Raw genomic sequence first — 25861 nt, forward strand, 5'->3', positions numbered from 1 at the left:
GCCCACCTCCCCGGAAGGCCGGCGTCACTGTCCGTCCGCAGGTGATCCGGCGGATGCACTGCTGACCTGGTAAGGGTCGCGGCCGGTGCGTCAGTCCGGCAGCCAGTGCAGCTCGTGCGCCAGGGCTTTCGCGACGGCGCGGAGGCGGCGGTGCAGTGGCGACTGCTCGCGTGGGAGGACCAGGTGGTACGTCAGGCTGGGCGCGCCCCGCAGCGGCCGCCAGGTGAGACCGGCCGGCTGTGCCGTGGCTGCGGCTTCGCCGGCCGGGGCGAGGGTGACCCCGTCGCGCAGGTCGCGCTGGGACATGTCGAAAGAGACTGCGGGCGTGTGGAATCGGGGGTGTGGTCGGATGTCCCGGAACAGCGCGGACAGCTGGTCGTGGATCACGGGGTTGGCCGCACGGTCCGGGAGTCGCAGCGGATACCCGGCCGCGTCGGTGATCTCGATCTCCGGGTGTTCGGCCAGCGGATGGTGCTGCGCCAGCTGGACCCCGATGCGCGCACGCCGCAGCAGGAGCCGGCGCACGCCGCGGCCCGGCTGTTCACCGCGGGTGATCCCGGCATCGATGCGGCCGTCGGCGACCGCGGGGGTGATCTCCGGTGTCGCCATCGGGACCGCACTGACCTCGAGTCCGCTGGTGCCGCGCATCAGCCTGTCCACCAGGGCCGGTGTTGTCTCGGCCCCGGTGCTGAGACTGTATCCGATGCGCAGCGTGCCCAGTTCACCGGCCGCCGCGCTCCGGGCGGTGTCCCACGCCCGGTCCAGCGCCGCCAGCGCGGGCGGCGCGGACTCCGCCAGAGCCGCACCGGCTGTGGTCAATTCGACCCTGCGCGTGTTGCGGACCAGCAGGTCCGTACCGAGTTCCGCCTCCAATCGGCGCATCCGGGCGCTGAGTGCGGGCTGTGCGATGCCGATCCGGGCGGCCGCGCGAGTGAAGTTCAACTCCTGTGCCAGCACCAGGAAGTACCGCAGGCTCACCGTATCCGGCGCCACGTGCCCTCCCTGCCGATTGATAACGATCCGTTCTGAGGCTATCCCGCACCGGTCTTTCCCTCGGCCGCACATCGAGTCCTAACCTGCACATGCCGGGATCGATCGATCTGCGTGTCCGGCCGAGCACAGGAGGTCTCCATGGCCAAGGGCTACTGGGCCAGTGTCTACCCCGCCATTTCCGACCCTGAGAGGCTGACTGCCTACATCGAGCTGGCGGGCCCGGCTGTCCGGGCTGCGGGCGGGCGGACCCTGTCCCGTGGCGGTCGAGTCGTCGCCCACGAGGCCGGAATCACGCAACGCGTCGTTCTGATCGAGTTCGACAGCTTTGAACAGGCCGTCGCGGCATACGAGAGCGAGGCATACCGGAAGGCGCTGGCGGCACTCCCCGACGGCTTCGAGCGCGACTTCCGCATCGTCGAAGGCATCGACTGACCGGCGCGCCCAGCCATCGTTGAGCATGACCGACCCCACCGACACCGTCGAACTGATGGCCCGCCGGCTCGGCCGCATCGCTGCCTGACCCGGGCCGACCCCCGCCGGCGGGGCGCGGGCGGGGGTCGGGCGGGGCGGGTCAGAGGCGGTGGACCCGGAGGACGGCGGTGCGCATCGGCAGGGTGAACTCGCCGTCGGCGGTCTCCGGGCGGCTCGCGAGGTAGGTGCGGATCCGGTCGAGCGCGGCCTCCCGCTCCGCGTCCGGCATGACGAGCATGCCGGCGCGGGTCGCGAGGGTGGCGGTGAGGGAGTCGGCGGTGCGCGGCTGGCCGTGCGCGAACTCGGCCTGCTCCGGGGAGCCGAAGCGGACGTCGGTGCCGACCTTGGGGAGGTGCATGTCGGCCGTGGCGGCACGCCACTCGGCGGGCGTGTCGCGCGGGCCGATGGCGGCGGGACCGGCGATCCGGGCGAGTCCGGCGACCCACTCGACGTCGTCGTCCAGGACGTTCCACAGGCCCGCGAAGATGCCACCGGGGGCGAGCACCCGGGCGATCTCGGGCCCGGCGACCGCCATGTCGAACCAGTGCATGGCGTTGCCGGCCAGCACCGCGTCCACGGATCCGTCGGGCAGCGGGACGGTCTCCGCGCTCCCCGGCAGGGCGCGGACGCCCGGCAGTCCGCGCTGCAGTTCGGCGAGCATCGCCGGGTCGGGTTCGACCGCGACGACCTCCGCTCCCGCGGCGAGCAGGGTGGCGGTCAGCTTGCCGGTGCCCGCGCCGAGGTCGAGGACGCGGAGGCCGGGCGCGGGTTCGAGGGCCCAGCGCACCGCGGCCTGCGCGTAGTCCGGGCGGTGCTCCGCGTACGCAACCGCCGCGCTGCCGAAGGACGATGCGTGCCGTAACCGTTCGTTGTGATCCATCCGGTCACGCTAGCCGCGGCGCAGGGCCCGGACAAGCAACCCGACGGTCGGTCAGCTCCTCGGGAGGTCGGTGTCGACCAGCCGGGCGGCCCGGTCGGGGTCCTGCTCGGCGCGGGCGAGCAGGGCTTCGACGTCGCAGGTGAGGTCGTCCGGCAGACTGAGGGTGAGGCCCTGGTCGAAGCGGTCCACGGTGAGTCCGGCGTCCAGGTCGGGGCGGATCCGGTCGAGGGTGGTGAGCACCTGCCAGGCGGCGGACAGGAGTTGCTCCTGGACGGACGGGTCGCAGGCGCGGAGCGCCTCGGTGACGCCGGGGTCGGCGGGGTCGTACTGCCGCAGCGCGGGCAGGAGTTCGGGGTCGCCGAGGATCCGGGCGGCGGTGAAGGTGAGGGTGTGTGCCCCGTCCTCGTCCCGCAGCAGTTCGGCGAGGAGCGGGACGGCGTCCGGGTCGCGGCGGCGGGCCAGGCCGCGGACGGCCTCCTCGCGGGTCTCCTGGTGCGGGTCGGTGAGGCGGCCGCGGAGGGCCGCGCGGATGGCCGGGCCGTCCGCCGGGAGTTGGAAGCCGAGGGTGAAGGTGGCCCAGTTGCGGACGTCCGGCACCTCGTCCCCGGTCAGGGCGATCAGCGCGGCGACGACCGGTTCGACGGGCGGGCAGGTGCCGAGCGCGACGGCGGTCTCCTGGCGGACGCCGGCGTCCGGGTGGGCGGCGAGGGCGCAGAGGACGGAGGTGGCGCGTGCGTCCTCGGTGCAACCCAGGGCGCGGGCCAGGTCGGCCAGCACCTCCGGGTCGGACTCGCCGGCGGCCGCGGCGAGCAGGGCGGCCGTCGCGGCCGTGCGCAGCTCGGGGTGCAGGTCGGCGGTGCGGCCGAGGAGGTCGCAGCCGGTGGCGCGCTCGCCGGTGTCGGCGGAGGCGGTCAGGGCGATCGCCAGGGGCAGGGCGGCCTCGCCGTCGTCGGCGGCCTCCTGGAGCAGTGCGTCGCGGTCGTCCGGTGGGGAGGTGAGGGCCCGTTGGACGAGCTGCGCGGTGTTCATGGCGCCATTGTGCCCCGGGACGGCGGACGGCCCCGCCGACCGGGTGGGTGGTCGGCGGGGCCGTCGGTGTGCTCCGCGTCGGTCGACGCGCGCGACCTCGGGCGGTCGGCGCGCGGCGGTGGTCGGCGGGGCCGTCGGTGCGCGGGGCGTCAGTCGGTGCCGAGCTCCATGGCGGCGCGGTCGAGGGCCTGGCCCTCCTCGCCGGTGGTGGAGCCGGCCGCGATGGCCTCGGCGCCGCCCTGCGGCATGGCGCCGATCAGGCCGGTCGCGGCGGCCTGGGCCGCGCCCTGCAGGGCGTCCCGGGTGTCGCCGAAGATGCCCAGGCCCGCGTACTGCTCGAGCTTGGCGCGGGAGTCGGCGATGTCGAGGTTGCGCATGGTCAGCTGGCCGATCCGGTCGACCGGGCCGAAGGCGGCGTCCTCGGTGCGCTCCATGGAGAGCTTGTCCGGGTGGTAGCTGAACGCCGGGCCGGTGGTGTCCATGATCGAGTAGTCCTCGCCGCGGCGCAGGCGCAGCGTCACCTCGCCGGTGACGGCCGAGCCGACCCAGCGCTGCAGGGACTCGCGGATCATCAGCGCCTGCGGGTCCAGCCAGCGGCCCTCGTACATCAGGCGGCCGAGGCGGCGGCCCTCGTTGTGGTACTGGGCGACGGTGTCCTCGTTGTGGATCGCGTTGACCAGGCGCTCGTAGGCGGCGAACAGCAGCGCCATGCCGGGCGCCTCGTAGATGCCGCGGCTCTTGGCCTCGATGATCCGGTTCTCGATCTGGTCGGACATGCCGAGGCCGTGCCGGCCGCCGATCGCGTTGGCCTCCATGACCAGGTCGACCGGGGTGGCGAACTCGCGGCCGTTGATGGTCACCGGGCGGCCCTGGCGGAAGCCGATGGTGACGTCCTCGGTGGCGATCTCGACCGACGGGTCCCAGAAGCGGACGCCCATGATCGGGTCGACGATCTCGACGCCGTTGTCCAGGTGCTCCAGGGTCTTCGCCTCGTGGGTGGCGCCCCAGATGTTGGCGTCGGTGGAGTACGCCTTCTCGGTGCTGTCGCGGTAGGGGAGGTCGTGGGCGAGCAGCCACTCCGACATCTCCTTGCGGCCGCCGAGCTCGGTGACGAAGTCGGCGTCCAGCCACGGCTTGTAGATCCGCAGGTGCGGGTTGGCCAGCAGGCCGTAGCGGTAGAACCGCTCGATGTCGTTGCCCTTGAAGGTCGAGCCGTCGCCCCAGATCTGGACGTTGTCCTCGAGCATCGCGCGGACCAGCAGCGTGCCGGTCACCGCGCGGCCGAGCGGCGTGGTGTTGAAGTACGCGCGCCCGCCGGAGCGGATGTGGAACGCGCCGCAGGTCAGCGCCGCCAGGCCCTCCTCGACCAGCGCCGCACGGCAGTCGACCAGCCGCGCGACCTCGGCGCCGTACGCCAGCGCGCGGCCGGGCACCGAGTCGATGTCGGGCTCGTCGTACTGGCCGATGTTGGCGGTGTAGGTGCAGGGGACGGCACCCTTGTCGCGCATCCAGGCGACCGCGACGGAGGTGTCGAGTCCGCCGGAGAAGGCGATGCCGACGCGCTCGCCGGTGGGCAGGGAGGTGAGAACCTTGGACATGGGAAAAGTATGCATCATGCAGCATGCCCATGCAACGCCCGGCCACCCGACGTCCGACAGGCGGACGGCCGAACCCCGGCGGAAGGACGGATGGACGGCAAGGACGGATGTACGGCGAGGATACCGACCGCGGCGGGGAGAATGGCGGCATGACGATCACCGCGACACCCCCGCGACCGGAGGCCGGTGCGCTGCTGCGCAGTTGGCGCGAGCGCCGGCAGCTGAGCCAGCTGGAACTGGCGTTGCGGGCGGACTCCTCGGCGCGGCACATCAGCTTCGTGGAGAACGGGCGGGCCCGGCCCAGCCAGGCGCTGCTGCTGAGACTGGCCGACCAGCTCGACGTGCCGGTGCGGGAGCGGAACTCGCTGCTGCTCGCCGCCGGTTACGCGCCCCTCTACCCGGAACGCCCGCTGGACGACCCGGAGCTGCGCGGGCTGCGGGAGGCGATGGAGCGGCTGCTGGCCGCCCACGAACCGTACCCGGCGCTGGTGGTGGACGGCACGTACCAGGTGGTGGCTGCCAACCGGGCGCTCGGGGTGCTGCTGGCGGGCGTGTCGGAGCACCTGCTGGCGCCGCCGGTCAACGCGATGCGGCTGACCCTGCACCCGGAGGGCATGGCGCCGCGGATCCGGAACCTGGCGCAGTGGCGGGGCCACCTGCTGCGGCAGATGGAGCGCCAGTTGGCGCTGGTCCGCTCCGAACCGCTGCGGGCGCTGTACGAGGAGGTGAGCGCCTACCCGGTGACGGATCCGGGCGCGGACGACCCGACCCGGCCTGCGCCGTTCGCGCTGCCGCTGCGGGTGGAGCACGGCGGCCGGGTGCTGTCCTTCCTGTCGACGATCGCGACCTTCAACACGCCGATGGACGTGACCGTCTCGGAGCTGGCGATGGAGACCTTCCTGCCGGCCGACGCGCCGACCGCGGCGTACCTGCAGGCACTGGACCTCGACCGGTAGCGGGGGGGGGGGGGGGGGGGGGGGGGGGGGCGGGCCGGCCGCGGCGCGGGGCGGGGGGGGGGGGGGGGGGGGGGGGGGGGGGGGGGGGGGGGGGGGGGGGGGGGGGGGGGGGGGGCGGCGCCCCCCGCGCCCCCCCGCGCCCCGCCCCCGCGCCCCCCCCCCCCCCCGCCCCGCCGCCCGCCGCCGGCCGCCCCCCCCCCCCCCCCCCCCCCCCGCGGCGGCAGTCGGGTGGTGGCCCTCAGGTGGTGGCGCGGACCGTCCGGAGGGCGTGGAGCTGGAGGGCGGCGAAGCCCGCCACGGTGAGGGCCTGCATCGGGATCCAGACCAGGCCCGCGGTGCTCGGCGACAGCCACGCCTCCAGGGCGACGATCGACAGCACCGGCCACAGCAGGTTGGCGTCGACGACGAGCTTGACGCCGAGCACCGGCGGCCGGCGCCGGGCCGCCAGCACGCCCACGGCGAGGCCGAAGGCCAGCAGGAACGCGCCGACCTCCAGCAGCAGGCCGCGGCCCACGCCGAGCAGCTCGGCGAGCGGCCCGGACGCGGCGAGGTAGGCCAGGCCGTTGCCGCCGGTGACGGCCGCGTCGAGGGCCAGGAAGCGGCGCAGCCGGGTGTACGCGGCGGCGGTGGAGGTGGTGGAGCTGGTGGTCGCGAACGAGGTTGCGGACATCGCGGATCGCCTCCGGGCGGCTGGGAAGGTGTGGGTCACGGCCTCGGCCGGGGCCTTTCGCGGCTGCCCGGCCGGGCATGACTCCACTGTGCCGCCGCGGGACGCGGGGGTCGATTACCTGTCAGGTCATGCGACGCCGGCTCGGCGCGCGCGGGCCCGGCGGGCCTGCCACCGGCGCAGCGCCCAGCAGAGCACCACGGCGTACAGCCAGCCCGCGAGGATGTCGATGACGAAGTGTTCGGCGCCGTAGACCAGGGTGAACGCCATGGCGAGCGGGTACGCGGCGAGCAGCACGCGGACCGGGCGGCCGGCGGTCGGCCAGAAGAACACGGCCAGCATCATCGGGTACGCGGAGTGCAGCGAGGGCATCGCGGCGACGTCGTTGGCGAAGCGGCTGCCGTTCTCGAAGACCGAGCCGGCCCGGGGCAGTCCGCTGACGTCGAGGACGGCGGAGACGATCCGGGTGAGTTCGGGCAGGTGGCCCTCGGCGGAGGTGAGCCACGGCGGGTCGGCCGGGTAGAGCACGTACGTGGCGAAGCCGGCGAAGGTGACCGCGAGGTAGAGCGCGAGCAGCCCCTTGAAGCGCTCGCGGCGGCGCCGCCACAGGACGGCGAGCAGCACGAAGACCGCGAAGAAGTGCGACATGTAGACGGCGACCGCGGCGTAGTCGTACCAGTGCGGGCTGCCGGGGGTCCACAGCCAGTGCTGCAGGCGCACCGTCCAGGTCTCGCCGCCGCCGATGAAGGTGTCGAAGGCGAGCTGGGGCGCCCAGTGCGGGGCCCACGGGGTGTGGGCGCCGTAGCCGCGCAGCAGCGAGTACGTCCAGACGGCCGCCATCACCGGGATCCAGTCGCGCAGCACGCTCAGCCAGCCGGTGCGGCCGCCGCTGTGCACGGAGCCGGCGACCAGGGCGGCGATCAGCCAGCAGAACACCACGTCGTTCTGGTACGGCAGGCCGTAGGTGTTCAGGTACCAGAGCAGGGCGAGGGCGAAGAGCGGCCAGGCCAGCAGGCGGGGGCTCGGGCGCGGTCGGGTGCGCCGCGCCGGGCGGGTCAGGTCGATCATGTCCGCAAGCTAGCAACGGGACCTGGGAACATTCCTTACGCGACTCACCTGCGGACCCAGAGAATTCTCAGACGCGCCGGTCGTCCCGCTCAGTCGGTGGTCGGCGCGCCGAGGTCGAGGGTGAAGCTGAACCGGTCGCCCCGGTAGAGCGTCCGGACCTGCTCGAACGGGGCCCCGGCGGCGTCCCGGCTGCGGCGGTGCAGCAGCAGCATCGGCAGCGCGGGCGGGGTGCCGATCAGCAGCGCCTCGCGCGGGGTGGCGAGCACGGTCTCGATCCGCTCGTGGGCACCGCCGAGCGCCAGCCCCTGGGCGCGCAGGTAGGCGTAGAAGGAGCCGGCCGGGTCGAAGTCGCCGTCCAGCCTCGGCACCCGGGCGACGGCCACGTAGGTGCTCTCCAGGCCGACCCGCTCCTCGTCGGCGTACAGCACCCGCTCCAGGTGCCAGACCGGCTCGCCCTCCTCGACGCCGAGCGCCCCGGCCAGGCCGGGGTCGGCGGGCAGCCGGTCCAGGGCGACCAGGGTGCGGCCGGGGCGCAGGCCCTGGCGGGTGACGCCCTCGGTGTAGCTGGCCAGCGAGAGCGGCTGTTCGATCTTGGCTCCGGCGACCACGGTGCCGCGGCCCAGGCGGCGCAGCCGGCCCTCCAGCAGCAAGTCGCGCAGCGCCTGGCGGAGGGTCGCCCGGGCCACGCCGTAGCGGGCCGAGAGCTCGATCTCGGTGGGCAGCCGGCCGCCGGGGCCGAGCTCGCCGAGCAGGTCCTCCAGCTGCGTCTTGACCAGGTAGTACTTGGGGACGCGGCCGTGCTCGGGGACGCCGGAGCGGGCCGGGGCGACGGGTGGCCGGGGGCTGCCGTGGTTCACCGCGCCACCCTATTTCGAGACCTGCGGAGCGGGAAAGCCGCGCCGGGCCCGACGGGTCCGGACCAGGCCGTCTCTTTCGGATCACGCCTGCTGGTGGCGCCCGGGGGTGGTGCCGAAGGCGTGCCGGAAGGCCTCGATGAAGGCGCTGGGTGACCGGAAGCCGCAGGCGGCCGCGGTCCCGGTGACGGAGCGGCCCTCGGCGAGCAGCACCAGGGCGTGCTGGAGCCGCAGCTGGGTGCGCCACTGCGGGAAGCCCAGGCCGAGGTCGCGGCGGAACAGTCGGCTGAGGGTGCGTTCGGCGGCGCCGACGGCCCGTCCCAGCTCGGCCAGCGACCGGTCGTCGGCGGGGTCCGCGGTCAGCAGCGCCGCCACGTCCCGCAGCCGCGGGTCCTCGGGCTGCGGAAGGCCCAGCGGGAGTTCGGGGGCGTGCACGAGCTGGTCCAGCGCCGCCTGCTCCAGGGTCCTGGCCGGGCGCCCGGCGGGGGCGTCCGGCCCGGTGAGGTGGGCGATGATCTCGCGCAGCAGCGGAGTGACGGCCAGCACGGCGGGCGAGGACAGGCGCAGCGGATTGGTCCCGGCGGGGAACACCAGGCATCTCAACTCGCTCGGCCCGTGCGCCTGCTGGGCGTGCGGCACACCTGCGGGCAACCACACCGCCCGGTGCGGCGGCACCACCCACTGCCCGTGCGGCGTGCTGACCCGCAGCACGCCCCGGCCCGGGCTGATCAGCTGGTTGACGTCGTGCCAGTGCCACTCGATCCGTTCGCGGTCCGCCAGCGGGCGGCGGCTGGGGGCGACCTCTTTCAGGTGCGCCGCCTCGGGAAGGGCCTCGGGAAGGGCCTCGGCGGATTGGCGGGTTGGCGACATGGGTTGGCAGAGTACCGGAAGCCCGCACGGGGACGCGGCGGCCAGGCTGGTCCCATGACGAGCGAAACGGCCGGCGTCTGGCGCCGGATGCGGATGTGGGGCACGGCGCACGCCGTGGACGACCTGTACCAGGGCCTGGCGCCCGCCGTGGTCCCGTACTTCGTCCTCGAACGCGGCTACGGGTACGTGGCGGCGGGCGGGCTGACGCTGGCGGCGACGCTGGGCAGCGCGGTTCCGCAGCCCCTGGTCGGGCTGCTGGTGGACCGCCGGCCGCTGCCCTGGCTGTCCGCCGCGGGCCTAGCCCTGGCCGGGGTCGGCGCGGGGCTGAGCGGACTCGCCGACGGGTACCCGCTGGTGTGGCTGCTGGTGCTGCTCTCCGGCCTCGGCGTGGCGCTCTTCCACCCGGCCGCCGGGCGGGCCGCCCGGGAGGCCGCAGGGGACTCGGCCAGTGCGATGAGCGTGTTCGCGGCGGGCGGCAGTGTCGGGTTCTTCCTCGCACCGGTCCTCGCCACCCCGCTGCTGGCGGGGTGGGGCGTGCGGGCCACCGCGGTCTTCGTCCTGCCGGCCCTGCTGATGGCGGCCGTGCTGTTCCGCGCCCGGCACCGGACCTACGCGCACGTCGGCGGAGGGGCGAAGCGCACCGGGAAGGACCGGTGGGGGCCGTTCGCGGTGCTGACCGGCGTGGAGGTCGTCCGCTCGGTGGTGTTCTTCGGCGTCAGCACCTTCATCGAGCTGTACTGGCTCCGGCACCTGCACGCCTCCCACCTGCTCGCGGGCGCGGCCCTCACCTGCTTCCTGCTCGGCGGCGTCGCCGGAACCCTCGGCGGCGGCCGGCTCGCCGACCGGATCGGCATGGTCCGGACCGCCCGATGGGGCACCGCCCTCACCGTCCCGGCGCTGGTGCTGCTGCGGGTGACGCCGGGCCAGTGGGCGCCGCTGCTGTTCGCGGTGGTGGCCGGCGCGATGCTCAACCTGCCGTTCGCCGTCCTGGTCAAGCTCGGCCAGGACTACCTGCCCACCCGCCCCGGCACCGCGGCCGGCGTGACCCTCGGGCTGGCCGTCAGCGGCGGCGGTCTGGTCGCCCCGCTGTTCGGGCTGCTCGCCCAGCAGCACGGGCCGCAGGGCGTCCTGACCCTGCTTCCCGCGGTGCCGCTGCTGGGCGTCGCGCTCGGCGCGTTCATGGTCGAACCGGGCCGCGGGGCGGCTCCGGCCCAACCCGAAGAAGATAACGAATTGGTAACCGGTCTGGTCTGAATTTCGGAAGTTGTTCACTCAACCGTGGACTCGGAGAGGGGACGGCATCGCCCGGGCCGCCCATCCTCGGTGCCGGTGCAAGCCGCACCGCGACGTTCACTCCTCCAGGGAGCCCCCGTGCGCATCGCCCGTCCCGTCCGCACAGCACTCGCCGCCGCCGCCGTCACCGCCGCCCTGCTGCCGGCCGTCGCCGGCACCCCCGCGTCCGCCGCCACCGGCCCGTACAACGGCCTGCCGAACGGCACCAAGTCGGCGAAGACGCTGGTCATCGGCATCGACGGCACCCGCTACGACAAGCTGCTCGCCGCCGACGCGCCCAACGTCAAGGCGCTGATGGCCGGCGGCACGACCGCCACCAGCAACCTGTACGCCAACCCGCTGGCGCCCACCCTGTCCGGCCCGGGCTGGTCCACCATCGGCACCGGCGTGTGGCCCGACAAGCACAAGGTCATGGACAACACCTTCGCCGGCTCGCGCTTCGACCTCTACCCGGACTTCGCCAGCCGCCTGGAGAGCGCCGACCCGGCCACCTCCACCCTGGTCATCGGCTCCTGGAACCCGATCACCGCCAACGTCTTCAACGGCACCGCGGACGTCCGGATCGCCGAGAGCGAGAACGACGTCAAGACCGCCTCCGACGCCGCCGACTACCTCGCCCACGGCAACCCGGACGCCACCTTCCTGCACTTCGACGAGGTCGACGAGGCCGGCCACAGCTACGGCGGCGCCTCCACCCAGTACCTGGCCGCCATCCACTCCGTCGACGGCCTGGTCGGCCAGGTGGTCAACGCCGTCAAGTCCCGTCCCACGTACGCCTCCGAGGACTGGACGATCCTGGTCACCACCGACCACGGCCACACCGACGCGGGCGGCCACGGCGGCAACTCCGCCAACGAGCGGCAGACCTTCGTGGTCGCCAACGGCGCCGGCTACGCGGCCGGTTCGACCCGCAAGGACGTCAAGCTCGTCGACATCGCGCCGACCGTCCTCAAGCACGAGGGCGCCGCGATCAACCCGGCCTGGGGCCTGGACGGCAAGCCGATCGACGAGATCACCCCGGACGCCTTCGACGCGCTCCGCCCGAGCCTGCAGTCCCGGGTCGACGAGACCGGCATCGCCACCACCGTCAAGGGCTTCACCCACACCCCGCCCACCGGGTGGACCATCGACAACTCCCGGATGCCCAGCGGCGGCGTCACCGAGTGGCGCGGCTGGGCCTTCGCCACCGACGAGTTCTGGACCGCCGCGCAGCTCGGCCAGGCCCGCGAGACCAACGTCCGCGCCCGCAACGTCTTCGCCGTCGCCGACTCCGACGAGTGGGACGACAGGACGCACGGCACCGGCCAGTTCGACTCGACCCTGGTCAGCCCCAAGTACCCGGCCTCCGGCGCCGGTTCGGGCGTGCTGTCGTTCGCCGGCAACTACAAGGTGGACGGCCCGCAGACCGGCGACGTGTACGTGGTCTTCGACAGCGGCACCCCGCAGCTGGTCAAGTCCTACCGCAGCGACCTGAACTCCTTCGAGAAGCTGCCGGTCACCATCCCGGCGGGCACCTCCACCGTCCAGTTCCAGTTCCGCTACACCGGCACCAACAGCGCCTTCTGGACCGTCGACCAGGTCGCCTTCACCGTCTGACCACGACCCGCATCCTGCCCGGCCGGTGGCGCCACCGGCCGGGCAGGCCCTAGAGTCGGCGCCATGTTCCTCGTCCGCGACTAGAGACGCGCACCGCGACCGCACCCGCCACCGGCGGTGCGGTCCTCCGCCGTCCCTGTCCACCGGCGCGCTGTCCGCGCGCCGTTCTTTTCGAGGAACTCCCGTGTCCTATCGCGCTGTTCTGTGTGCTCCCGGCGTGCGCCGGGTCTTCGTCGCCGCCATGGTCGGGCGGCTCTCCTACGGCACCGTCCCGCTCTCGCTGATGCTCGCCGTCGCCGGCGGCGGGGCCTACGTCCGTGCCGGGCTGGTGATGGCCGCCTTCGCCACCTCCTCTGTGCTGCTCACGCCCGTGCGGGGCGGTCTGGTCGACCGGTACGGCGCGCGGCGGGTGCTGCCACCGATGGCCGCCGGGTACGCGCTGGTGCTGTGCGCCTTCGCGGCGGCCACCTGGCGGCCCGGCACGCCCGCCGCCGTCCTGTTCGCACTCGCCGTCGCGGCGGGCGTGTTCGCCCCGCCGCTCGGGCCGGTCACCCGCGCGCTGTGGAGCCACCTGCTCGGCGACGGGCCACTGCGGCAGCGGGCCTACAGCCTGGACACCGTCTGCGAGGAACTCCTGTACGTCGGCGGCCCGTTGCTCGCCGGGCTGCTCGCCGCCACCGCCCGGCCCCAGTACGGGCTGCTGCTGGGCGCCGTCCTGGTGCTCGGCGGGACGCTCGCGCTCGCCGCGTCCGTCCGGGGCGGCGTCGCCGAACCCCGCGCCACCCCGCGCCCGCGCGGCGGCGGCCTCGCGCTGCTGGCGCACACCCGGCAGCCGCTCGCCGTCGCGGCGGGCGCCGGCGCCGGGCTCGGTGCCTTCGGCCTGCTGGTCGTGGTCTTCGCCGGGCGCCACGGGCAGGCGGCCGACGCCGCGTGGGTCGAGGCCGCCCTGGCCGCGGGCAGCGCCGTCGGCGGGCTGGCGCTCGGCGCGGTCGACTGGCGCGCGCCGGCGGCGACCCGGCTCACCGTGCTCACCCTGACCCTGGCGGGGGCGCTCGCCCTCGCCGCGGCGGCGGCGAACGTCCCGCTGCTCGCCCTGTGCGCCACCCTCGCCGGCCTGTCCGTCGCCCCCACGCTGACCACCGCCTACCTGGTCACCGACGAGCTGGCCGGCCCCGACCGGCGGACCCAGGCCGGGGCCTGGGTGAACGCGGCCTTCAACGCGGGCGGTTCGATCGGCACCGCCGGCATCGGCCTGGCCGCCGACCGGCTCCCCGCCGCGCTCTGCTTCCTCCTCGCGGCGGCACCCGTCCTCGCCGCCCTCACCGCCACCACCCGCCCGACCCGGCAGCCACGGCAGCCCCGGCCGGTGCCGGAACAGGCCACCGCGGCACCGCTCGCCGTCCGGTGCGAGGCCGAGGTGAGGTAGCGGCGGTCAGGCCGCCGGGCGGAGCGGCGTGGCGGCCGGGTGCTCCGGTGCGGGCGGCGGCGGGAGCTGGGGGCGGCGGCGCAGGACGCTGCGCAGGACCGACGGGGCGAACAGCGCCTGCGGCGGGCGCCGCAGGTTGGCGACGCCGAGGAAGGTGGCGGCCACGGCGGGATCGTCGGCGGCCGCGCGGTGCAGCCGGGCGATGTAGCCGTTCAGGATGCGGACCCGGGCGGTGCGGCGGCCCTGGACGGACGGGAAGCGGAGGTCGCCGCCGACGGACATGTCCCACGGGACGTCGGTGATCTTCGCGGCGTGCCGGAAGAAACGGCGGGCGAGTCCGGGGCCCGGGTCGGCCGTGAGGCAGTCGCGCAGGGCGGCGGCCTCGCGGGCGGCGACCGTCATGCCCTGCCCGTAGCTGGGGTTGAACTGGCAGAGCGCGTCGCCGACCACCAGGTAGCCCTCGGGGAAGCGGGTCAGCCGCTCGTACCGGCGCCGGATGGAGACCGGGATCCGCATCCGGCGGGGCGGGCCGAGGGGCTCCAGCCGCTGCAGCAGCTCGTGCAGGTCGGGCGCGGGCAGGGTGCGGGCGAACTCGAGGTAGCCGTCCGGGTCGCCGGCCGGGTGGTTGCCGCCGAGGCCGAAGAGGGTGACCAGCCAGCGGTCGCCCTCGGCGCGCAGGGCGACGCCGCCGCGCGGGTTGCTGCCCTGGGCGCCGATGATGACGGCGTCGGCGTCCAGGTCGCCGGGGACGTGGCGGTACTCGCGGGAGGAGTAGACGAGTCCGGAGTCGATCCGCTCCTCGGGGGCCGGTCCGTAGCCGAGGCCGGCCAGCCAGGTCTCGCCGCGGTTGCCGCGCCCGGTGGCGTCCACGAACAGGTCGCTGGGCAGCAGTTCGGGTTCGGCGTTGACGCGCAGCAGGCGGACGGCGGTGACGGGCCCGCCGGTGCGTTCGGCGACGGGTTCGAGGACCTCGCAGTGCTGGCGGATCTCGACGCCGGGCAGCGCGGCGACCCGGGTGCGCAGGTAGTGCTCGAGGGCCGGGCGGCTGATCAGCAGGCAGGGCAGGTCGGAGCTGCCGGCGGCCATCCGGTGGCCGTCGTTGATCCAGCGGACGTCGGCCTGCGCGTCGCGGACCATCGCGCCGCGGGCGAGCAGGTCCTCGCGCAGCCCGGGGAAGAGGTCCTCCAGGATCTCGAATCCCTTGGCGAGCAGTCCGTGGGCGTGATGGCTCTGCGGGACACCGCGGCGGGCGCCGGCCTCGTCGGGCAGGGTGTCGCGTTCGATGATGCTGACGTTCCGGTAGGTGTCGCTGAGTACGCGCGCGGTGAGCAGTCCGGCGATTCCCGCTCCGGCGACGACGGCGTGGTCGTGTCCTGCCATGGTGTCTCCCTCGATCCGTCGACATCCCGTCGACGGATCGAGCATGACGTTCCCGAGTAAGCATTCGATTGACGCCGGAAAAACGCAGGTCAGGTGCGGGCCGGGTGGTCAGGTGGGCAGGTGCCAGGCGGGGCTGAGCGCGATGGCGCGCAGCTGCTCGACGGTGAGGACCGGCGTGGGCCGGCTCGCGGGCTCGCGCGGACCGGCGCTGTTGTGGGCGAAGACGACCACCCGCAGGCCGTCGGGGCGCAGCACGTCGACCACCCAGCGGCCGGGGTTGCGGCCCTCCTGGCTCTCCACGATCCGGGTGCCGTCGGGCAGGGTGCGGGCGCCGGCGTAGACCTGGGCGGCGGCGGAGCCCGGCTTGCCGGAGTCGAGTTCGGCGAGGTCGGTGCGCCAGTCCTGGACGTTGATGCCGACCATGCTGGGGCCCTTGGCGTCGCGGACGGTGAAGTCGGCGTACCCGTCGCCGTCACCGCTCGGATCGGCCTCGGTGAGGCCGGCGGGCAGCAGCTTCGCGGCGGTGGCGAGGATGTCCTTGCTGGGGAACTGCACTCTCCGGGCGGGGGTCGCGGCGGGCACGGGCAGGGCGGCGAGGATCGGGTTCCAGGCGGTGGAGGTGACGGCGGCGGTGAGCCGTGCGGCGTCCAGCGGCGGGTTGGCGCGGCTGGTGGGGGCGTCCTTGTCCTTGGGGGCGTTCCATTCGGTGAGCTGGATCCACCGGCCGTCGGGGCCGGAGAGGGTGGCGGTCCAGCGCTTGGTGTCGACGCGGCGATCCGGGTACTCGTAGCCCTTCAGCACGGTGAGCACGGCACCGTCGGCGAGGGTGGTGGTCGTGCAGGAGTCCACCGGGACGATCTTGGCGTTAGGGCAGGTGTTGTCGGCCGCGGCCTCGGCCGCCGGGCGGCGGGCGACCGTGACGGAGAGCTGGACCGTGCCGTGCCCGTCGTCGTAGGTGGTGGTCAGGAGGGCGGTGCCGGGCTCGTTGCCGGCCTTGCCGGTGCTGCCCGGCTCCCCGTACGTGCCGTCCGGGAGGGTGGTGCGCAGCGCGGCGAGGACCTGTCCGCTGCCGACGGCGGGGCCGGTCGGGCTGGGGCTCGGGCTCGGCGTGGGGGCCGCGGACGCGGTGGCACTGGCGGGCGGGGCGACGGGCCCGGCCGTCCCGCCGGCCGGGCCCGGGCCGACCAGCGCGTACGTCCCGGCGCCGACCAGGGCCAGCGCGGTGGCGCTGCCGGCGGCGGTGGCGGCGCTGCGTCGGCGCCAGCGGCGGCGGCCGCGGGCGATCCCGGCGGTGACGGTCGGGTGGCCGGCGGCGGGCAGGGACTCCCCGACGGCGGTCAGGGCGCGGGCCAGCTGCTCCTCGAACTCCTGGTCGGTGGGCATGCGGGAACCTCGTCTCGGTGATGGTGGAGTTCGGTGGGGTGTCGGAACGGGTGCGGTGGTCGGTCAGCGGTCGGCGGGTTCGACCAGCGAGTCGCCGAGCAGGACGCGCAGCCGGGCGAGCGCCCGGGTGGTCCTGGTGCGGACGGCGCCGGGCGAGCAGCGCAGCACCTCGGCGGTCTCCTCGATGCTGCGGTCCTCCCAGTGGCGCAGCACGACGACCGCGCGGTCCTTGGGGCCGAGTGCGGCGAGGGCCTGCAGCAGGGTGAGGCGCAGGGCGCTGTCCGGGCCGGTGCGGGCGTCCGGTTCGGGGAGGTCGCCGATCAGCAGTTCGCCGGAGGAGCGGCGGCGCCGGTGCTCCAGGAAGGTACGGACCAGCACGGTGTGGGCGTACGCCGCGGGGTTGTCGATCCGGCCGCGGCCGAACGGCCAGGCGTACTGGCGGCGCCAGACCACGTAGATCCGGGCCAGGGTCTCCTGGACCAGGTCCTCGGCGAGGTGGGTGTCGCCGCCGGTGAGCAGGCAGGCGGTGCGGTGGAGCCGGCCGGTGCAGCCCGCCGTGAGTTCCAGGAACCCCGCGTCGCCGCGCTCCGTCTCGGCCCGTGCCCGTCCCATCCGTCCGCTCCCCCTCGGCTGCGACGGCCCCCGCGGGCCGCTCTCATCAGATAGAGAGGGACCGGCGGGGGCCGGACGTTACAGCGGGATGCGCACTTTCTCGGCGGCGGGACGGGTCAGCTGAAGTTCAGGATGCGGTCGGCGGTGATCCCGAGGGCCTTCAGCCACTGCTGGCAGTTCTCGCAGGGCATCCGCTTGACCCAGAACCGGCCGGTGCTGCCGTTGACGGTGCGGGCGTCCATCGCGGCGATCCGGCCGTCCTTGAAGGTGGGCCGCGTCCCGCAGAGCGCCTCGTACGCCGCCTCCGCGGTGGCGAAGCCGTTCTGGTACACCCACTGGTCGAGGGCGTAGGCCTCCGCGCAGCCGGTGGTGCTCCAGTCCTCCATCTTGGTGACCCGCGGGCGGATCAGGTCGTAGGTGACGTAGAGCAGGCCTCCGCCACTGTTGGCGCCGGTGTACGCCCGGCCACCGAGCACCAGGACGGCCTTCACCCGCGCCTCCTTCCCCTTGGGGGCGGCCCGTCCGAGCCGCTTGGTGAGCTCCTCGGCCAGGATGTCGGCGTTGCTCTTCTTGCCGGCAGCCTTCGGCGCGGCGGTCCGCAGCGCGGCAGCGTCCTTGGTCAGCAGCACGCGGCGCAGCCGGTCGGCCAGGTCCTTGAAGGAGGCCCACTCCCCTGCCGTGAGCTTCCAGGCGGCCCACGCCTCGTGGGCGTCCAGCCCGGCCATCGCCTCGTGGCCGGTGGTGATCTCCTGGAGGTACCGGCAGACCATCCTCAGGTCGTAGGCCTGGTCGCCCGGGGTGCGGCCGTCCAGGGTCTGCCCGTCGTCCAGCTGGCGAATCGCCCGCCTGGCGATGCCGGCGACGGCCGCCAGCGCGGCCAGCGCCTCGGCGTCGTCGTCGGGTGCGGCGCCCTGGTAGCGCAGCCAGTCCTTCTCGGCCTGCGTCAGGCCGGTGAGCACCGCCTCCAGGTGGGCGGGCGGGACGTCATTGGTCTCGTGCAGCATCGGGGTTCGTTCCTTCCGCCGGTGGCAGCTCCGGCCGGCGACGCTACCCGCGCCGCCCGGCCGCCACCGGCGGAAGTCCTGAACTCGCCCACGTCAATCGGACATTGTGGCCGATCGCCGTCCCCTCGGCTCAGCCGGCGGCGATCCGCTCGACCACCGTCTCGCACAACTCGTGGGTGGCCAGGGCGTCGTGGGCGTCCAGCACCTTGCCGTGGCGCACCGCGTCCAGGAAGTGCAGCACCACCTGCTCGATGCCGCGCTGGCGGGCGACCGGCACCCAGTCGCCGCGGCGGCGCAGCGAGGGCTGGCCGTGGTGGTCGACCACCTCGGCGAGGTTGTGCACCTCGCGCTTGGCGTTGCCGCCGGAGACCTCCAGCACCTCCTCGGTGGAGCCGGAGAGGCGGTTCATGATGCCGAGCGCGGTGAAGCCGCGCCCGGCCAGGGTGAGCACCAGGTGCTCGACCAGGCCGTCGCGCACCCGGGAGCGGACGTCGACGTGCTCGATCTCGCCGGGCGCGAGGAAGCGCAGGGTGTCGACGACGTGGATGAAGTCGTCGTACACCAGGGTGCGGGCGGCCTCCGGCAGGCCCTCGCGGTGCTTCTGCAGGACGATCAGGTCGCGCGGCCGCTCCTGGGCGAGCAGGTAGCCGGGCGCGTAGCGGCGGTTGAAGCCGACCAGCAGCGAACGGCCGGTGGTGTCGGCGAGTTCGACCAGCCGGCGGGCGCCCGCCAGGTCGTACGCCAGCGGCTTGTCCACGTACACGTCGACGCCGGCCTGCAGCAGCTGTTCGACGATCGGCACGTGCTGGTCGGTGGCGGCGTGCACGAAGGCGGCCCGGATGCCGCTGTCGATCACCGCGCCGAGGTCGGTGTAGCGGTGGGGGATGCGGTACGCGTCGCCGATGCGCTCGACCTTGGCCCGGTCGCGGGTCATCAGCCGCAGATCCAGGCCGGGTTGGGCGGTGAGGACCGGGAGGTACGCCTTCTGGGCGATGTCGCCGAGTCCGATCACCGCCACCGGGATGGTCGCGCCGTCGAGGTCGAGAGAGTGGTCGCTCATCGCTTGCGCTCCTGCCGAGGGTGGGGTGGCGGCCGGGTGCCCGTCACCCGACCCGCGCCGCCTGGAGCATATGCCAGAACCCTCGCTGAGCAGTCAGGATGTCGCGAGATCGGCCGATTCGGTTCGGTCGAGCCCGGCGGCGGCGCCGGCCAGCGCGTCCAGGACCGGGCGGATCAGGGGGTGCTGCTCGGCTCCGCTGCGCACCGCCGCGAACACCTTGCGGGTGGCCAGTTCGCTGTCCACCGGACGCACCGCCACCCCCGCCAGGTCGCTCCCGCGCAGCGCCGAGCGGGGCACCAGGGCGACCCCGGCACCCGCCGAGGCGAGCGCGACGACCGCCCGGAAGTCGTCCGAGGAGTGCACCAGGCGCGGCTGGAAACCGGCGTGCTCGCAGGCGAGCAGCACCACGTCGTGGCAGGGGTTGCCCGGGTAGGGTCCGATCCAGGGGTCGGCGGCCAGGTCGGCGACCGCGAGCGGCGCGTCGGTGCCGGCCAGCGGGTGGGTCAGCGGCAGCACCGCCTGGAACGGTTCCGCGTACAGCGGCAGCCGGGTCAGCCGGCGGTCGTCCGCGCGCGGCGCGCCCCGGTACTCGACGGCGACCGCCAGGTCCGCCTGGCCGTCCAGCAGCATCGGCAGGCTGGCGTCGCCCTCGGCGTCCAGCACCTTGAGCCGCACCCCGGGCGCGGACTGCGCGAGCGCGGCGATGGCGGGGGCCAGCACCAGGGCGATGCCGGTGGCGAAGGCCGCCACGGTGACCTCGCCAGCGGCGCCCGCGCTGTACGCCGCGAGGTCGGCCTCGGCGCGCTCCAGCTGGGCGAGCACCGCGTCCGCGTGGCCGAGCAGGATCTCCCCCGCCGCGGTCAGCCGCACCCCGCGGCCGTCCCGCAGCAGCAGGCTGTGCCCGGTCTCCTGCTCCAACGCGGCCAGCTGCTGGGACACCGCCGAGGGCGTCAGGTACAGCGCCGCCGCGGCGGCCGTCACGGTCCGGTGGTCGGCCACGGCCCGCAGGGTCCGCAGCCGTCGTGCGTCGATCACACGGCCAATTCTGCCAGCCGGGCGGAGCGGCCCGCGCCGACGGGCGAGCCGCCGGCCCCGGGGTGGTTCGAGGGTGGGGGGCCGGCGGCTCAGGGAGGGTGGTCAGGCGTCGAGCGCCTCGCGGGCGTCGACGAAGGCGGCCACGGCGCGCTCCACGTCCTCGGTGGAGTGGGCGGCGGAGAGCTGGACCCGGATCCGGGCCTGGCCGTGCGGGACGACCGGGTAGGAGAACCCGATCACGTACACGCCGCGCTCCAGCAGCAGCTCGGCGAGCCGGCCGGCCCGCGCCGCGTCGCCGATCATGACCGGGGCGATGGCGTGCTCGCCGGGCAGGATCTCGAAGCCCGCCTCGGTCATCTTCGTCCGGAACAGCGCGGTGTTGGCCGCGAGCCGCTCGCGCAGGTCGTCGGAGGTCTCCAGCAGGTCGAGGACCTTCAGCGAGGCGGCGGCGATGACCGGCGCCAGCGAGTTGGAGAACAGGTACGGGCGCGAGCGCTGGCGCAGCAGGGCGACGATCTCGCGGCGCGCGGCGACGTAGCCGCCGCTGGCCCCGCCGAGGGCCTTGCCCAGGGTGCCGGTGATGATGTCGACCCGGTCCATCACGCCGTGCAGCTCGGGGGTGCCGCGCCCGCCGGGGCCGACGAAGCCGACGGCGTGCGAGTCGTCGACCATGACCATGGCGTCGTAGCGGTCGGCCAGGTCGCAGATCTCCGCCAGCGGGGCGATGTAGCCGTCCATCGAGAACACGCCGTCGGTGACGATCAGGCGGCGGCGGGCGTCCTGCGAGGCCTGGAGCTGCTTCTCCAGGTCGGCGAGGTCGCGGTTGGCGTAGCGGTGGCGGCGGGCCTTGGAGAGCCGGATGCCGTCGATGATCGACGCGTGGTTGAGCGCGTCGGAGATCACCGCGTCCCGCTCGTCCAGCAGCGTCTCGAAGACGCCGCCGTTGGCGTCGAAGCAGGACGAGTAGAGGATCGTGTCCTCCTGCCCGAGGAAGTGCGACAGCCGCTGCTCCAGCTCCTTGTGCACGTCCTGGGTGCCGCAGATGAAGCGCACGGACGCCATGCCGTAGCCCCAGCGGTCCAGCGCGTCCTTGGCGGCCGCGATCACCTCGGGGTGGTCGGCCAGGCCCAGGTAGTTGTTGGCGCAGAAGTTCAGCACCTCGCCGCCGGTGCCGGAGCTGACCGTCACGGAGGCGGACTGCGGGCTGCCGATGACGCGCTCGGGCTTGAACAGTCCGGCCTCGCGGATCTCGGTCAGCGTGGCGGCGAGGTCGTCGCGGACGTTGTCGAACACAGTGGCTCCTAGCGGGGGGTCAGAGGGTCAGACGGTCCAGTCGAGGATGACCTTGCCGCAGTTGCCGCTCGCGGCCTCGTCGAAGGCGGCCTGGTAGTCGGCGGCGGCGTAGCGGCCGGTGATGACGGGGCTGAGGTCGAGGCCGCCCTCCAGCAGGACGGACATCGCGTACCAGGTCTCGAACATCTCGCGGCCGTAGATGCCCTTGATGGTGATCATCGAGGTGACGATCCGCGCCCAGTCGACCGGGAAGTCGTTCGCCGGCAGGCCCAGCATGGCGATCTTCCCGCCGTGGGTCATGTTGGCGATCATCGACTGCATGGCCTCGGGGCGGCCGGACATCTCCAGGCCGACGTCGAAGCCCTCGCGCAGGCCGAGCTTCTGCTGGCCCTCCTCGATGGTGTGCTTGGAGACGTCCAGCGCCAGCGAGACGCCCACCTGGCGGGCCAGCTCCAGCCGGTACTCGGAGACGTCGGTGATCATCACGTTGCGGGCGCCGGCGTGCCGGGCGACGGCGGCGGCCATGATGCCGATCGGGCCTGCGCCGGTGACCAGCACGTCCTCGCCGACCAGCGGGAAGGACAGCGCGGTGTGCACGGCGTTGCCGAACGGGTCGAAGATCGCGGCGACGTCCAGGTCGACCGGCACCCGGTGCACCCAGACGTTGCTCGCCGGCAGCGCCACGTACTCGGCGAAGGCGCCGTCGCGGTTGACGCCGAGGCCGACGGTGTTGCGGCACAGGTGGCGGCGGCCGGCCAGGCAGTTGCGGCACTTGCCGCAGACCAGGTGGCCCTCGCCGCTGACCAGGTCGCCGACGTTGATGTCGGCGACGGCCGCGCCGATCGCGGCGACCTCGCCGACGAACTCGTGGCCGATGGTCATCGGCGTCCTGATCGTCTGCTGCGCCCAGCCGTCCCACTTGCGGATGTGCAGGTCGGTGCCGCAGATGCCGGTGCGCAGCACCTTGATCAGCACGTCGCCGGGGCCGATCTCCGGCTCGGGGACGTCGATCATCCAGAGTCCGGGTTCGGCGTTCTGCTTGACGAGTGCCTTCACTGCGAGCGCTCCTGACGCACGGAGGGAGGGGTCGGGTGCGACCCGAGGTTGAAATCTGCCTGGTCGGAGGGGGTGCGGTCCATCGAGGAATTCTTAACGGGGGTCACAGCAGGGCTGAACGATCGTGCCCGGCCAGGGCCGCGACCCGGACGGCGGTGCGCCGAATGCCACCCGTACGGAGCAGCGCTCCGAGCACTGACGGAGGTTCAGCAGTGCGGTCCCGAACCGTGGTCGGCCCTTGACATGACCAATTGGTCCAGTCCATTTTGTAGTCCGCGCTCCCACGCACCTCCACCCCCACACCCCCACCGGAGGTCCCCCGTGCACGCCCGCACCCGCCGTACCCGCCTGCCCGCCGCCGGCGTGGCCGCCCTGCTGGCGGCGGCCGCCGCCGTCACCGTGCCGAGCACCGCGCACGCCGCGAACATCCTGACCAACCCCGGCTTCGAGACCGGCACGCTCTCCGGCTGGTCCTGCTCGGGCGGCACCGGCTCGGTCGTCACCACCCCCGTGCACTCCGGCAGCAAGGCCCTGGCCGGCGCCGCCAGTGCGAGCGACAACGCCAAGTGCACCCAGACCGTCCAGGTCCAGCCGAACACGACCTACAGCCTCTCCGGCTGGGTCCGCGGCGCCTACGTGTACCTGGGCGTCACCGGCGGCACCTCCACCTGGACGCCGTCCGCCGCCAACTGGCAGCAGCTGTCGGTCTCCTTCACCACCGGCGCCTCGCAGACCACCGCCGAGATCTACACCAACGGCTGGTACGGCCAGGGCACCTACTACGCGGACGACATCAGCCTGGACGGCCCCGGCGGCACCACCGACACCCAGGCCCCGACCGTTCCCGGCTCGCTCGCCTCCACCGGCAAGACCGCGAACTCGGTCTCGCTCTCCTGGACGGCCTCCACCGACAACGTCGGCGTCACCGGGTACGACGTCTACCAGGGCGGAGCCCTGGTCACCACGGTCACCGGCACCAGCGCCACCGTCGGCAGCCTGGCCGCCTCCACCGCGTACACCTTCACCGTCAGGGCGCACGACGCGGCCGGCAACGCCTCCGCCGCCTCCAACGCCGTGACCGTCACCACCAACGCGGGCGGCGACACCCAGGCGCCCACCGTTCCCGGCTCGCTGGCCTCCACCGCCAAGACCACCAGCTCGGTCTCGCTCTCCTGGACGGCCTCCACCGACAACGTCGGCGTCACCGCCTACGACGTCTACCAGGGCTCCACGCTCGCCACCACGGTCACCGGCACCAGCGCCACCGTCGGCAACCTGGCCGCGAACACCGCCTACACCTTCACGGTCCGGGCCCGCGACGCGGCCGGCAACACCTCCGCCGCCTCCAACGCGCTGAGCGTCACCACCAACCCCAACACCGGCGGCGGCGGCTTCAAGCAGGCCGCGCCGTACCTGTACAACGGCTGGGGCAACCCGCCGGCCGCCACCACCGTGATGAACGCGACCGGCATCAAGTGGTTCACCATGGCGTTCATCCTCTCCTCGGGCGGCTGCAACGCCTCCTGGGACGGGCAGCGCCCGCTGACCGGCGGCGTCGACCAGCAGACCATCAACTCGGTGCGGGCGGCCGGCGGCGACGTCGTCCCGTCCTTCGGCGGCTGGCAGGGCAACAAGCTCGGCCCGAACTGCGCCGACGCCAACGCCCTGGCCGGTGCCTACCAGTCGGTGATCAGCGCCTACAACCTCAAGGCGATCGACATCGACATCGAGAACACCGACGAGTTCGAGAACTACACCGTCCAGGACCGGATCCTCAACGCGCTGAAGATCGTCAAGCAGAACAACCCCGGCCTGAAGACCATCGTCACCTTCGGCACCTCGACCTCCGGCCCGACCGCGGACGGCAACCGCCTGATCGAGCAGTCCAAGGCGATCGGCGCCGACATCGACGTCTTCACCATCATGCCGTTCGACTTCGGCAACGCCTCGACCAACATGTACACCGCCACCGTGAGCGCGGCCACCGGCCTCAAGAACAAGCTGAAGTCCACCTTCGGCTGGGACGACGCCACCGCCTACGCCCACCTCGGCATCTCCGGCATGAACGGTCTCAGCGACAACAACGAGACCACCACCGTCCAGAACTGGACCGACATCCGCGACTGGGCCAACACCAACCACATCGCCCGCCTGGCGTTCTGGTCGGTCAACCGCGACCGCGGCTGCGCCGGCGGCGGCCTGCAGGAGACCTGCTCCGGCATCGCCCAGAGCGACTGGCAGTTCACCTCCATCACCGCCGGCTTCACCGGCTGACGCACCACCGCACCACCCCTGACGCCCCGTCGGATCCTCCGGCGGGGCGTCGGCCCGTCGCTGCGCCCACTCCGGCCGCGGGGCCGGCAGCTGCCGGATCGGGCGGTCGGCGGGCGGGCGGCCGACCGCCCGGGTCAGCGGCCGGTTGCCGGGCAGGGACCTTTCGGGGGCTGGTTGCGCGGTCAGGCCAGGCCCTCGCCGGCGCGGATGTTCCGGCCGGTGACCCAGCCGCCGTCCGGGCCGCCCAGGAAGGCCCCACATCGGCCACGTCCGAGGGGCGCCCGAGACACCCCAGCGGGGTCAGCGCGGCGACCGTCTCCGCGTCCGAACAGACCAATCGAGGGCGCAGCATCTCGCGGACGGGCGGCCGGGCCGGGCGGGCGTGGTGGACTGGGGCCATGGCGGCTCAGGGCACCTGGATGTTTCCCGGCGGGCACACCCACGCGCGGCTGGGCCCGCTGCTGCTGGTGCTGACCTTCGCGGGCGGGCTGGTCGACGCGGTGAGCTTCCTGGACCTCGGCAAGGTCTTCGTCGCCAACATGACCGGGAACGTGGCCTTCCTCGGGCTCGCGCTCGCGGGCGTGGGCGAGCTGTCCGCCCCCGCGTCCGGGACCGCGCTGGCCGGGTTCCTGGCGGGCGCCGCGGTGGCGGGCCGGGTGGCGCCCCGGGCGGGCGGGCCCCGCCTGCTGTCGCTGGTGGTGGGGGCGCAGGCGGCGCTGGTCGCGGTGTCGCTGGGCGCGCAACTGGCGGGGGCGGGCCGGTACCCGGTGCTGGTGCCGCTGGCGCTCGGAATGGGGCTGCAGAACGGGGTGGTCCACCGCCTGGCCCTGCCGGACCTGCCGACCACGGTGGTGACCCGGGGCCTCGCCGGGCTGGCCGCCGACCCGCTCGGCCCGGCCACCGTCCGGCGGGGGCTGACCGCCCTCGCCCTGTTCCTCGGCGCGCTGACCGGCGGGCTGCTGCACTTCCACGTGGAGCCGCGCGCGGCGCTGGCCGCCGTCCTGGCCCTGCTGCTCGCCGTCGCGGTGGCGGCCTGGTTCCCGTCCCGCGGCGAGCGGTGAGC

General features: G+C 74.1%; 23 protein-coding genes. 7 read left to right on the forward strand and 16 right to left on the reverse strand.

Annotation, left to right across the window (positions count from 1 at the left end; all coding sequences use genetic code 11):
- Positions 1-90 precede the first annotated feature (90 nt).
- The gene (locus tag ACGFX4_RS31315) at positions 91-993 is read right to left on the reverse strand and encodes a LysR family transcriptional regulator (RefSeq protein ID WP_393081501.1); all 903 of its coding nucleotides are present in this window, start codon (positions 991-993) and stop codon (positions 91-93) included.
- Between the two features lie 138 nt (positions 994-1131).
- Here ACGFX4_RS31315 and ACGFX4_RS31320 point away from each other — a divergent pair, with 138 nt between their 5' ends.
- Complete coding sequence (locus tag ACGFX4_RS31320; protein WP_393081504.1) at positions 1132-1425, forward strand: DUF1330 domain-containing protein; 294 nt, start codon at positions 1132-1134, stop codon at positions 1423-1425.
- Between the two features lie 139 nt (positions 1426-1564).
- Here the strand turns inward: ACGFX4_RS31320 and ACGFX4_RS31325 are convergent, their stop codons facing one another.
- The 3 genes from ACGFX4_RS31325 to argG form a co-directional block, all read right to left on the reverse strand.
- Complete coding sequence (locus ACGFX4_RS31325) at positions 1565-2344, reverse strand: class I SAM-dependent methyltransferase (protein ID WP_393081507.1); 780 nt, start codon at positions 2342-2344, stop codon at positions 1565-1567.
- Positions 2345-2395: 51 nt separating this feature from the next.
- On the reverse strand, positions 2396-3373 hold the full coding sequence (locus ACGFX4_RS31330; protein WP_393081509.1) for a HEAT repeat domain-containing protein: 978 nt from the start codon (positions 3371-3373) through the stop codon (positions 2396-2398).
- 149 nt (positions 3374-3522) lie between these two features.
- Positions 3523-4971: an argininosuccinate synthase gene (gene argG, locus ACGFX4_RS31335; protein WP_393081512.1), complete on the reverse strand. Its 1449-nt coding sequence runs from the start codon at positions 4969-4971 to the stop codon at positions 3523-3525.
- 149 nt (positions 4972-5120) lie between these two features.
- Here argG and ACGFX4_RS31340 point away from each other — a divergent pair, with 149 nt between their 5' ends.
- The gene (locus ACGFX4_RS31340; protein ID WP_393081514.1) at positions 5121-5927 is read left to right on the forward strand and encodes a helix-turn-helix domain-containing protein; all 807 of its coding nucleotides are present in this window, start codon (positions 5121-5123) and stop codon (positions 5925-5927) included.
- A 238-nt stretch (positions 5928-6165) separates the two neighbouring features.
- Here ACGFX4_RS31340 and ACGFX4_RS31345 read toward each other — a convergent pair whose 3' ends face one another.
- The 4 genes from ACGFX4_RS31345 to ACGFX4_RS31360 all read right to left on the reverse strand — a co-directional run bounded on the left by ACGFX4_RS31345 (position 6166) and on the right by ACGFX4_RS31360 (position 9386).
- Complete coding sequence (locus ACGFX4_RS31345; protein ID WP_393081516.1) at positions 6166-6597, reverse strand: hypothetical protein; 432 nt, start codon at positions 6595-6597, stop codon at positions 6166-6168.
- A 126-nt stretch (positions 6598-6723) separates the two neighbouring features.
- Positions 6724-7662, reverse strand: coding sequence for a phosphatase PAP2 family protein (locus ACGFX4_RS31350; protein ID WP_393081518.1), 939 nt, complete (start codon positions 7660-7662; stop codon positions 6724-6726).
- Between the two features lie 89 nt (positions 7663-7751).
- Complete coding sequence (locus ACGFX4_RS31355) at positions 7752-8519, reverse strand: GntR family transcriptional regulator (protein WP_393081520.1); 768 nt, start codon at positions 8517-8519, stop codon at positions 7752-7754.
- A gap of 81 nt (positions 8520-8600) precedes the next feature.
- On the reverse strand, positions 8601-9386 hold the full coding sequence (locus ACGFX4_RS31360; protein WP_393081522.1) for an AraC family transcriptional regulator: 786 nt from the start codon (positions 9384-9386) through the stop codon (positions 8601-8603).
- Between the two features lie 54 nt (positions 9387-9440).
- Here ACGFX4_RS31360 and ACGFX4_RS31365 point away from each other — a divergent pair, with 54 nt between their 5' ends.
- From ACGFX4_RS31365 to ACGFX4_RS31375, 3 genes are all read left to right on the forward strand, one after another.
- A complete protein-coding gene (locus ACGFX4_RS31365; protein WP_393081525.1) occupies positions 9441-10640 on the forward strand; it encodes an MFS transporter in 1200 nt (399 codons plus the stop codon).
- Between the two features lie 117 nt (positions 10641-10757).
- A complete protein-coding gene (locus tag ACGFX4_RS31370; protein WP_393081527.1) occupies positions 10758-12275 on the forward strand; it encodes an alkaline phosphatase family protein in 1518 nt (505 codons plus the stop codon).
- A 217-nt stretch (positions 12276-12492) separates the two neighbouring features.
- The gene (locus tag ACGFX4_RS31375) at positions 12493-13701 is read left to right on the forward strand and encodes an MFS transporter (RefSeq protein ID WP_393081529.1); all 1209 of its coding nucleotides are present in this window, start codon (positions 12493-12495) and stop codon (positions 13699-13701) included.
- A gap of 6 nt (positions 13702-13707) precedes the next feature.
- On the opposite strand, the gene ACGFX4_RS31380 is transcribed toward ACGFX4_RS31375, so the two are convergent.
- The 8 genes from ACGFX4_RS31380 to tdh all read right to left on the reverse strand — a co-directional run bounded on the left by ACGFX4_RS31380 (position 13708) and on the right by tdh (position 22524).
- Positions 13708-15081, reverse strand: coding sequence for an NAD(P)/FAD-dependent oxidoreductase (locus tag ACGFX4_RS31380; RefSeq protein WP_393081532.1), 1374 nt, complete (start codon positions 15079-15081; stop codon positions 13708-13710).
- Positions 15082-15189: 108 nt separating this feature from the next.
- Positions 15190-16464, reverse strand: a complete 1275-nt coding sequence (locus ACGFX4_RS31385) for a hypothetical protein (protein WP_393081534.1) — start codon at positions 16462-16464, stop codon at positions 15190-15192.
- 63 nt (positions 16465-16527) lie between these two features.
- Complete coding sequence (locus ACGFX4_RS31390) at positions 16528-17076, reverse strand: SigE family RNA polymerase sigma factor (protein ID WP_393081537.1); 549 nt, start codon at positions 17074-17076, stop codon at positions 16528-16530.
- A gap of 116 nt (positions 17077-17192) precedes the next feature.
- Positions 17193-18080: a hypothetical protein gene (locus tag ACGFX4_RS31395; protein ID WP_393081540.1), complete on the reverse strand. Its 888-nt coding sequence runs from the start codon at positions 18078-18080 to the stop codon at positions 17193-17195.
- Between the two features lie 130 nt (positions 18081-18210).
- Complete coding sequence (locus ACGFX4_RS31400; RefSeq protein ID WP_393081639.1) at positions 18211-19104, reverse strand: Gfo/Idh/MocA family protein; 894 nt, start codon at positions 19102-19104, stop codon at positions 18211-18213.
- A 129-nt stretch (positions 19105-19233) separates the two neighbouring features.
- The gene (locus ACGFX4_RS31405; RefSeq protein ID WP_393081543.1) at positions 19234-20175 is read right to left on the reverse strand and encodes a LysR family transcriptional regulator; all 942 of its coding nucleotides are present in this window, start codon (positions 20173-20175) and stop codon (positions 19234-19236) included.
- Positions 20176-20277: 102 nt separating this feature from the next.
- The gene (locus ACGFX4_RS31410; RefSeq protein WP_393081545.1) at positions 20278-21468 is read right to left on the reverse strand and encodes a glycine C-acetyltransferase; all 1191 of its coding nucleotides are present in this window, start codon (positions 21466-21468) and stop codon (positions 20278-20280) included.
- Between the two features lie 27 nt (positions 21469-21495).
- On the reverse strand, positions 21496-22524 hold the full coding sequence (gene tdh / locus ACGFX4_RS31415) for an L-threonine 3-dehydrogenase (RefSeq protein ID WP_393081547.1): 1029 nt from the start codon (positions 22522-22524) through the stop codon (positions 21496-21498).
- 321 nt (positions 22525-22845) lie between these two features.
- Here tdh and ACGFX4_RS31420 point away from each other — a divergent pair, with 321 nt between their 5' ends.
- Positions 22846-24798 carry a fibronectin type III domain-containing protein gene (locus ACGFX4_RS31420; RefSeq protein ID WP_393081549.1) on the forward strand — a complete coding sequence of 651 codons (1953 nt, stop codon included), beginning with the start codon at positions 22846-22848 and terminating at the stop codon, positions 24796-24798.
- Between the two features lie 398 nt (positions 24799-25196).
- Positions 25197-25859, forward strand: coding sequence for a YoaK family protein (locus tag ACGFX4_RS31425; protein WP_393081552.1), 663 nt, complete (start codon positions 25197-25199; stop codon positions 25857-25859).
- Positions 25860-25861: the final 2 nt, after the last annotated feature.

It is taken from the genome of Kitasatospora sp. NPDC048365, from assembly GCF_043200835.1.
Classification (GTDB): Bacteria; Actinomycetota; Actinomycetes; order Streptomycetales; family Streptomycetaceae; genus Kitasatospora; species Kitasatospora terrestris.

Excerpts from the sequence above, each read along its gene's own strand:
- ACGFX4_RS31320 (WP_393081504.1), top strand. The coding sequence starts at position 1,132 with ATGGCCAAGGGCTACTGGGCCAGTGTCTACCCCGCCATTTCCGACCCT.
- ACGFX4_RS31325 (WP_393081507.1), bottom strand. The coding sequence starts at position 2,344 with ATGGATCACAACGAACGGTTACGGCACGCATCGTCCTTCGGCAGCGCG.
- ACGFX4_RS31330 (WP_393081509.1), bottom strand. The coding sequence starts at position 3,373 with ATGAACACCGCGCAGCTCGTCCAACGGGCCCTCACCTCCCCACCGGAC.
- argG (WP_393081512.1), bottom strand. The coding sequence starts at position 4,971 with ATGTCCAAGGTTCTCACCTCCCTGCCCACCGGCGAGCGCGTCGGCATC.
- ACGFX4_RS31340 (WP_393081514.1), top strand. The coding sequence starts at position 5,121 with ATGACGATCACCGCGACACCCCCGCGACCGGAGGCCGGTGCGCTGCTG.
- ACGFX4_RS31345 (WP_393081516.1), bottom strand. The coding sequence starts at position 6,597 with ATGTCCGCAACCTCGTTCGCGACCACCAGCTCCACCACCTCCACCGCC.
- ACGFX4_RS31350 (WP_393081518.1), bottom strand. The coding sequence starts at position 7,662 with ATGATCGACCTGACCCGCCCGGCGCGGCGCACCCGACCGCGCCCGAGC.
- ACGFX4_RS31360 (WP_393081522.1), bottom strand. The coding sequence starts at position 9,386 with ATGTCGCCAACCCGCCAATCCGCCGAGGCCCTTCCCGAGGCCCTTCCC.
- ACGFX4_RS31365 (WP_393081525.1), top strand. The coding sequence starts at position 9,441 with ATGACGAGCGAAACGGCCGGCGTCTGGCGCCGGATGCGGATGTGGGGC.
- ACGFX4_RS31380 (WP_393081532.1), bottom strand. The coding sequence starts at position 15,081 with ATGGCAGGACACGACCACGCCGTCGTCGCCGGAGCGGGAATCGCCGGA.
- ACGFX4_RS31385 (WP_393081534.1), bottom strand. The coding sequence starts at position 16,464 with ATGCCCACCGACCAGGAGTTCGAGGAGCAGCTGGCCCGCGCCCTGACC.
- ACGFX4_RS31390 (WP_393081537.1), bottom strand. The coding sequence starts at position 17,076 with ATGGGACGGGCACGGGCCGAGACGGAGCGCGGCGACGCGGGGTTCCTG.
- ACGFX4_RS31395 (WP_393081540.1), bottom strand. The coding sequence starts at position 18,080 with ATGCTGCACGAGACCAATGACGTCCCGCCCGCCCACCTGGAGGCGGTG.
- ACGFX4_RS31425 (WP_393081552.1), top strand. The coding sequence starts at position 25,197 with ATGGCGGCTCAGGGCACCTGGATGTTTCCCGGCGGGCACACCCACGCG.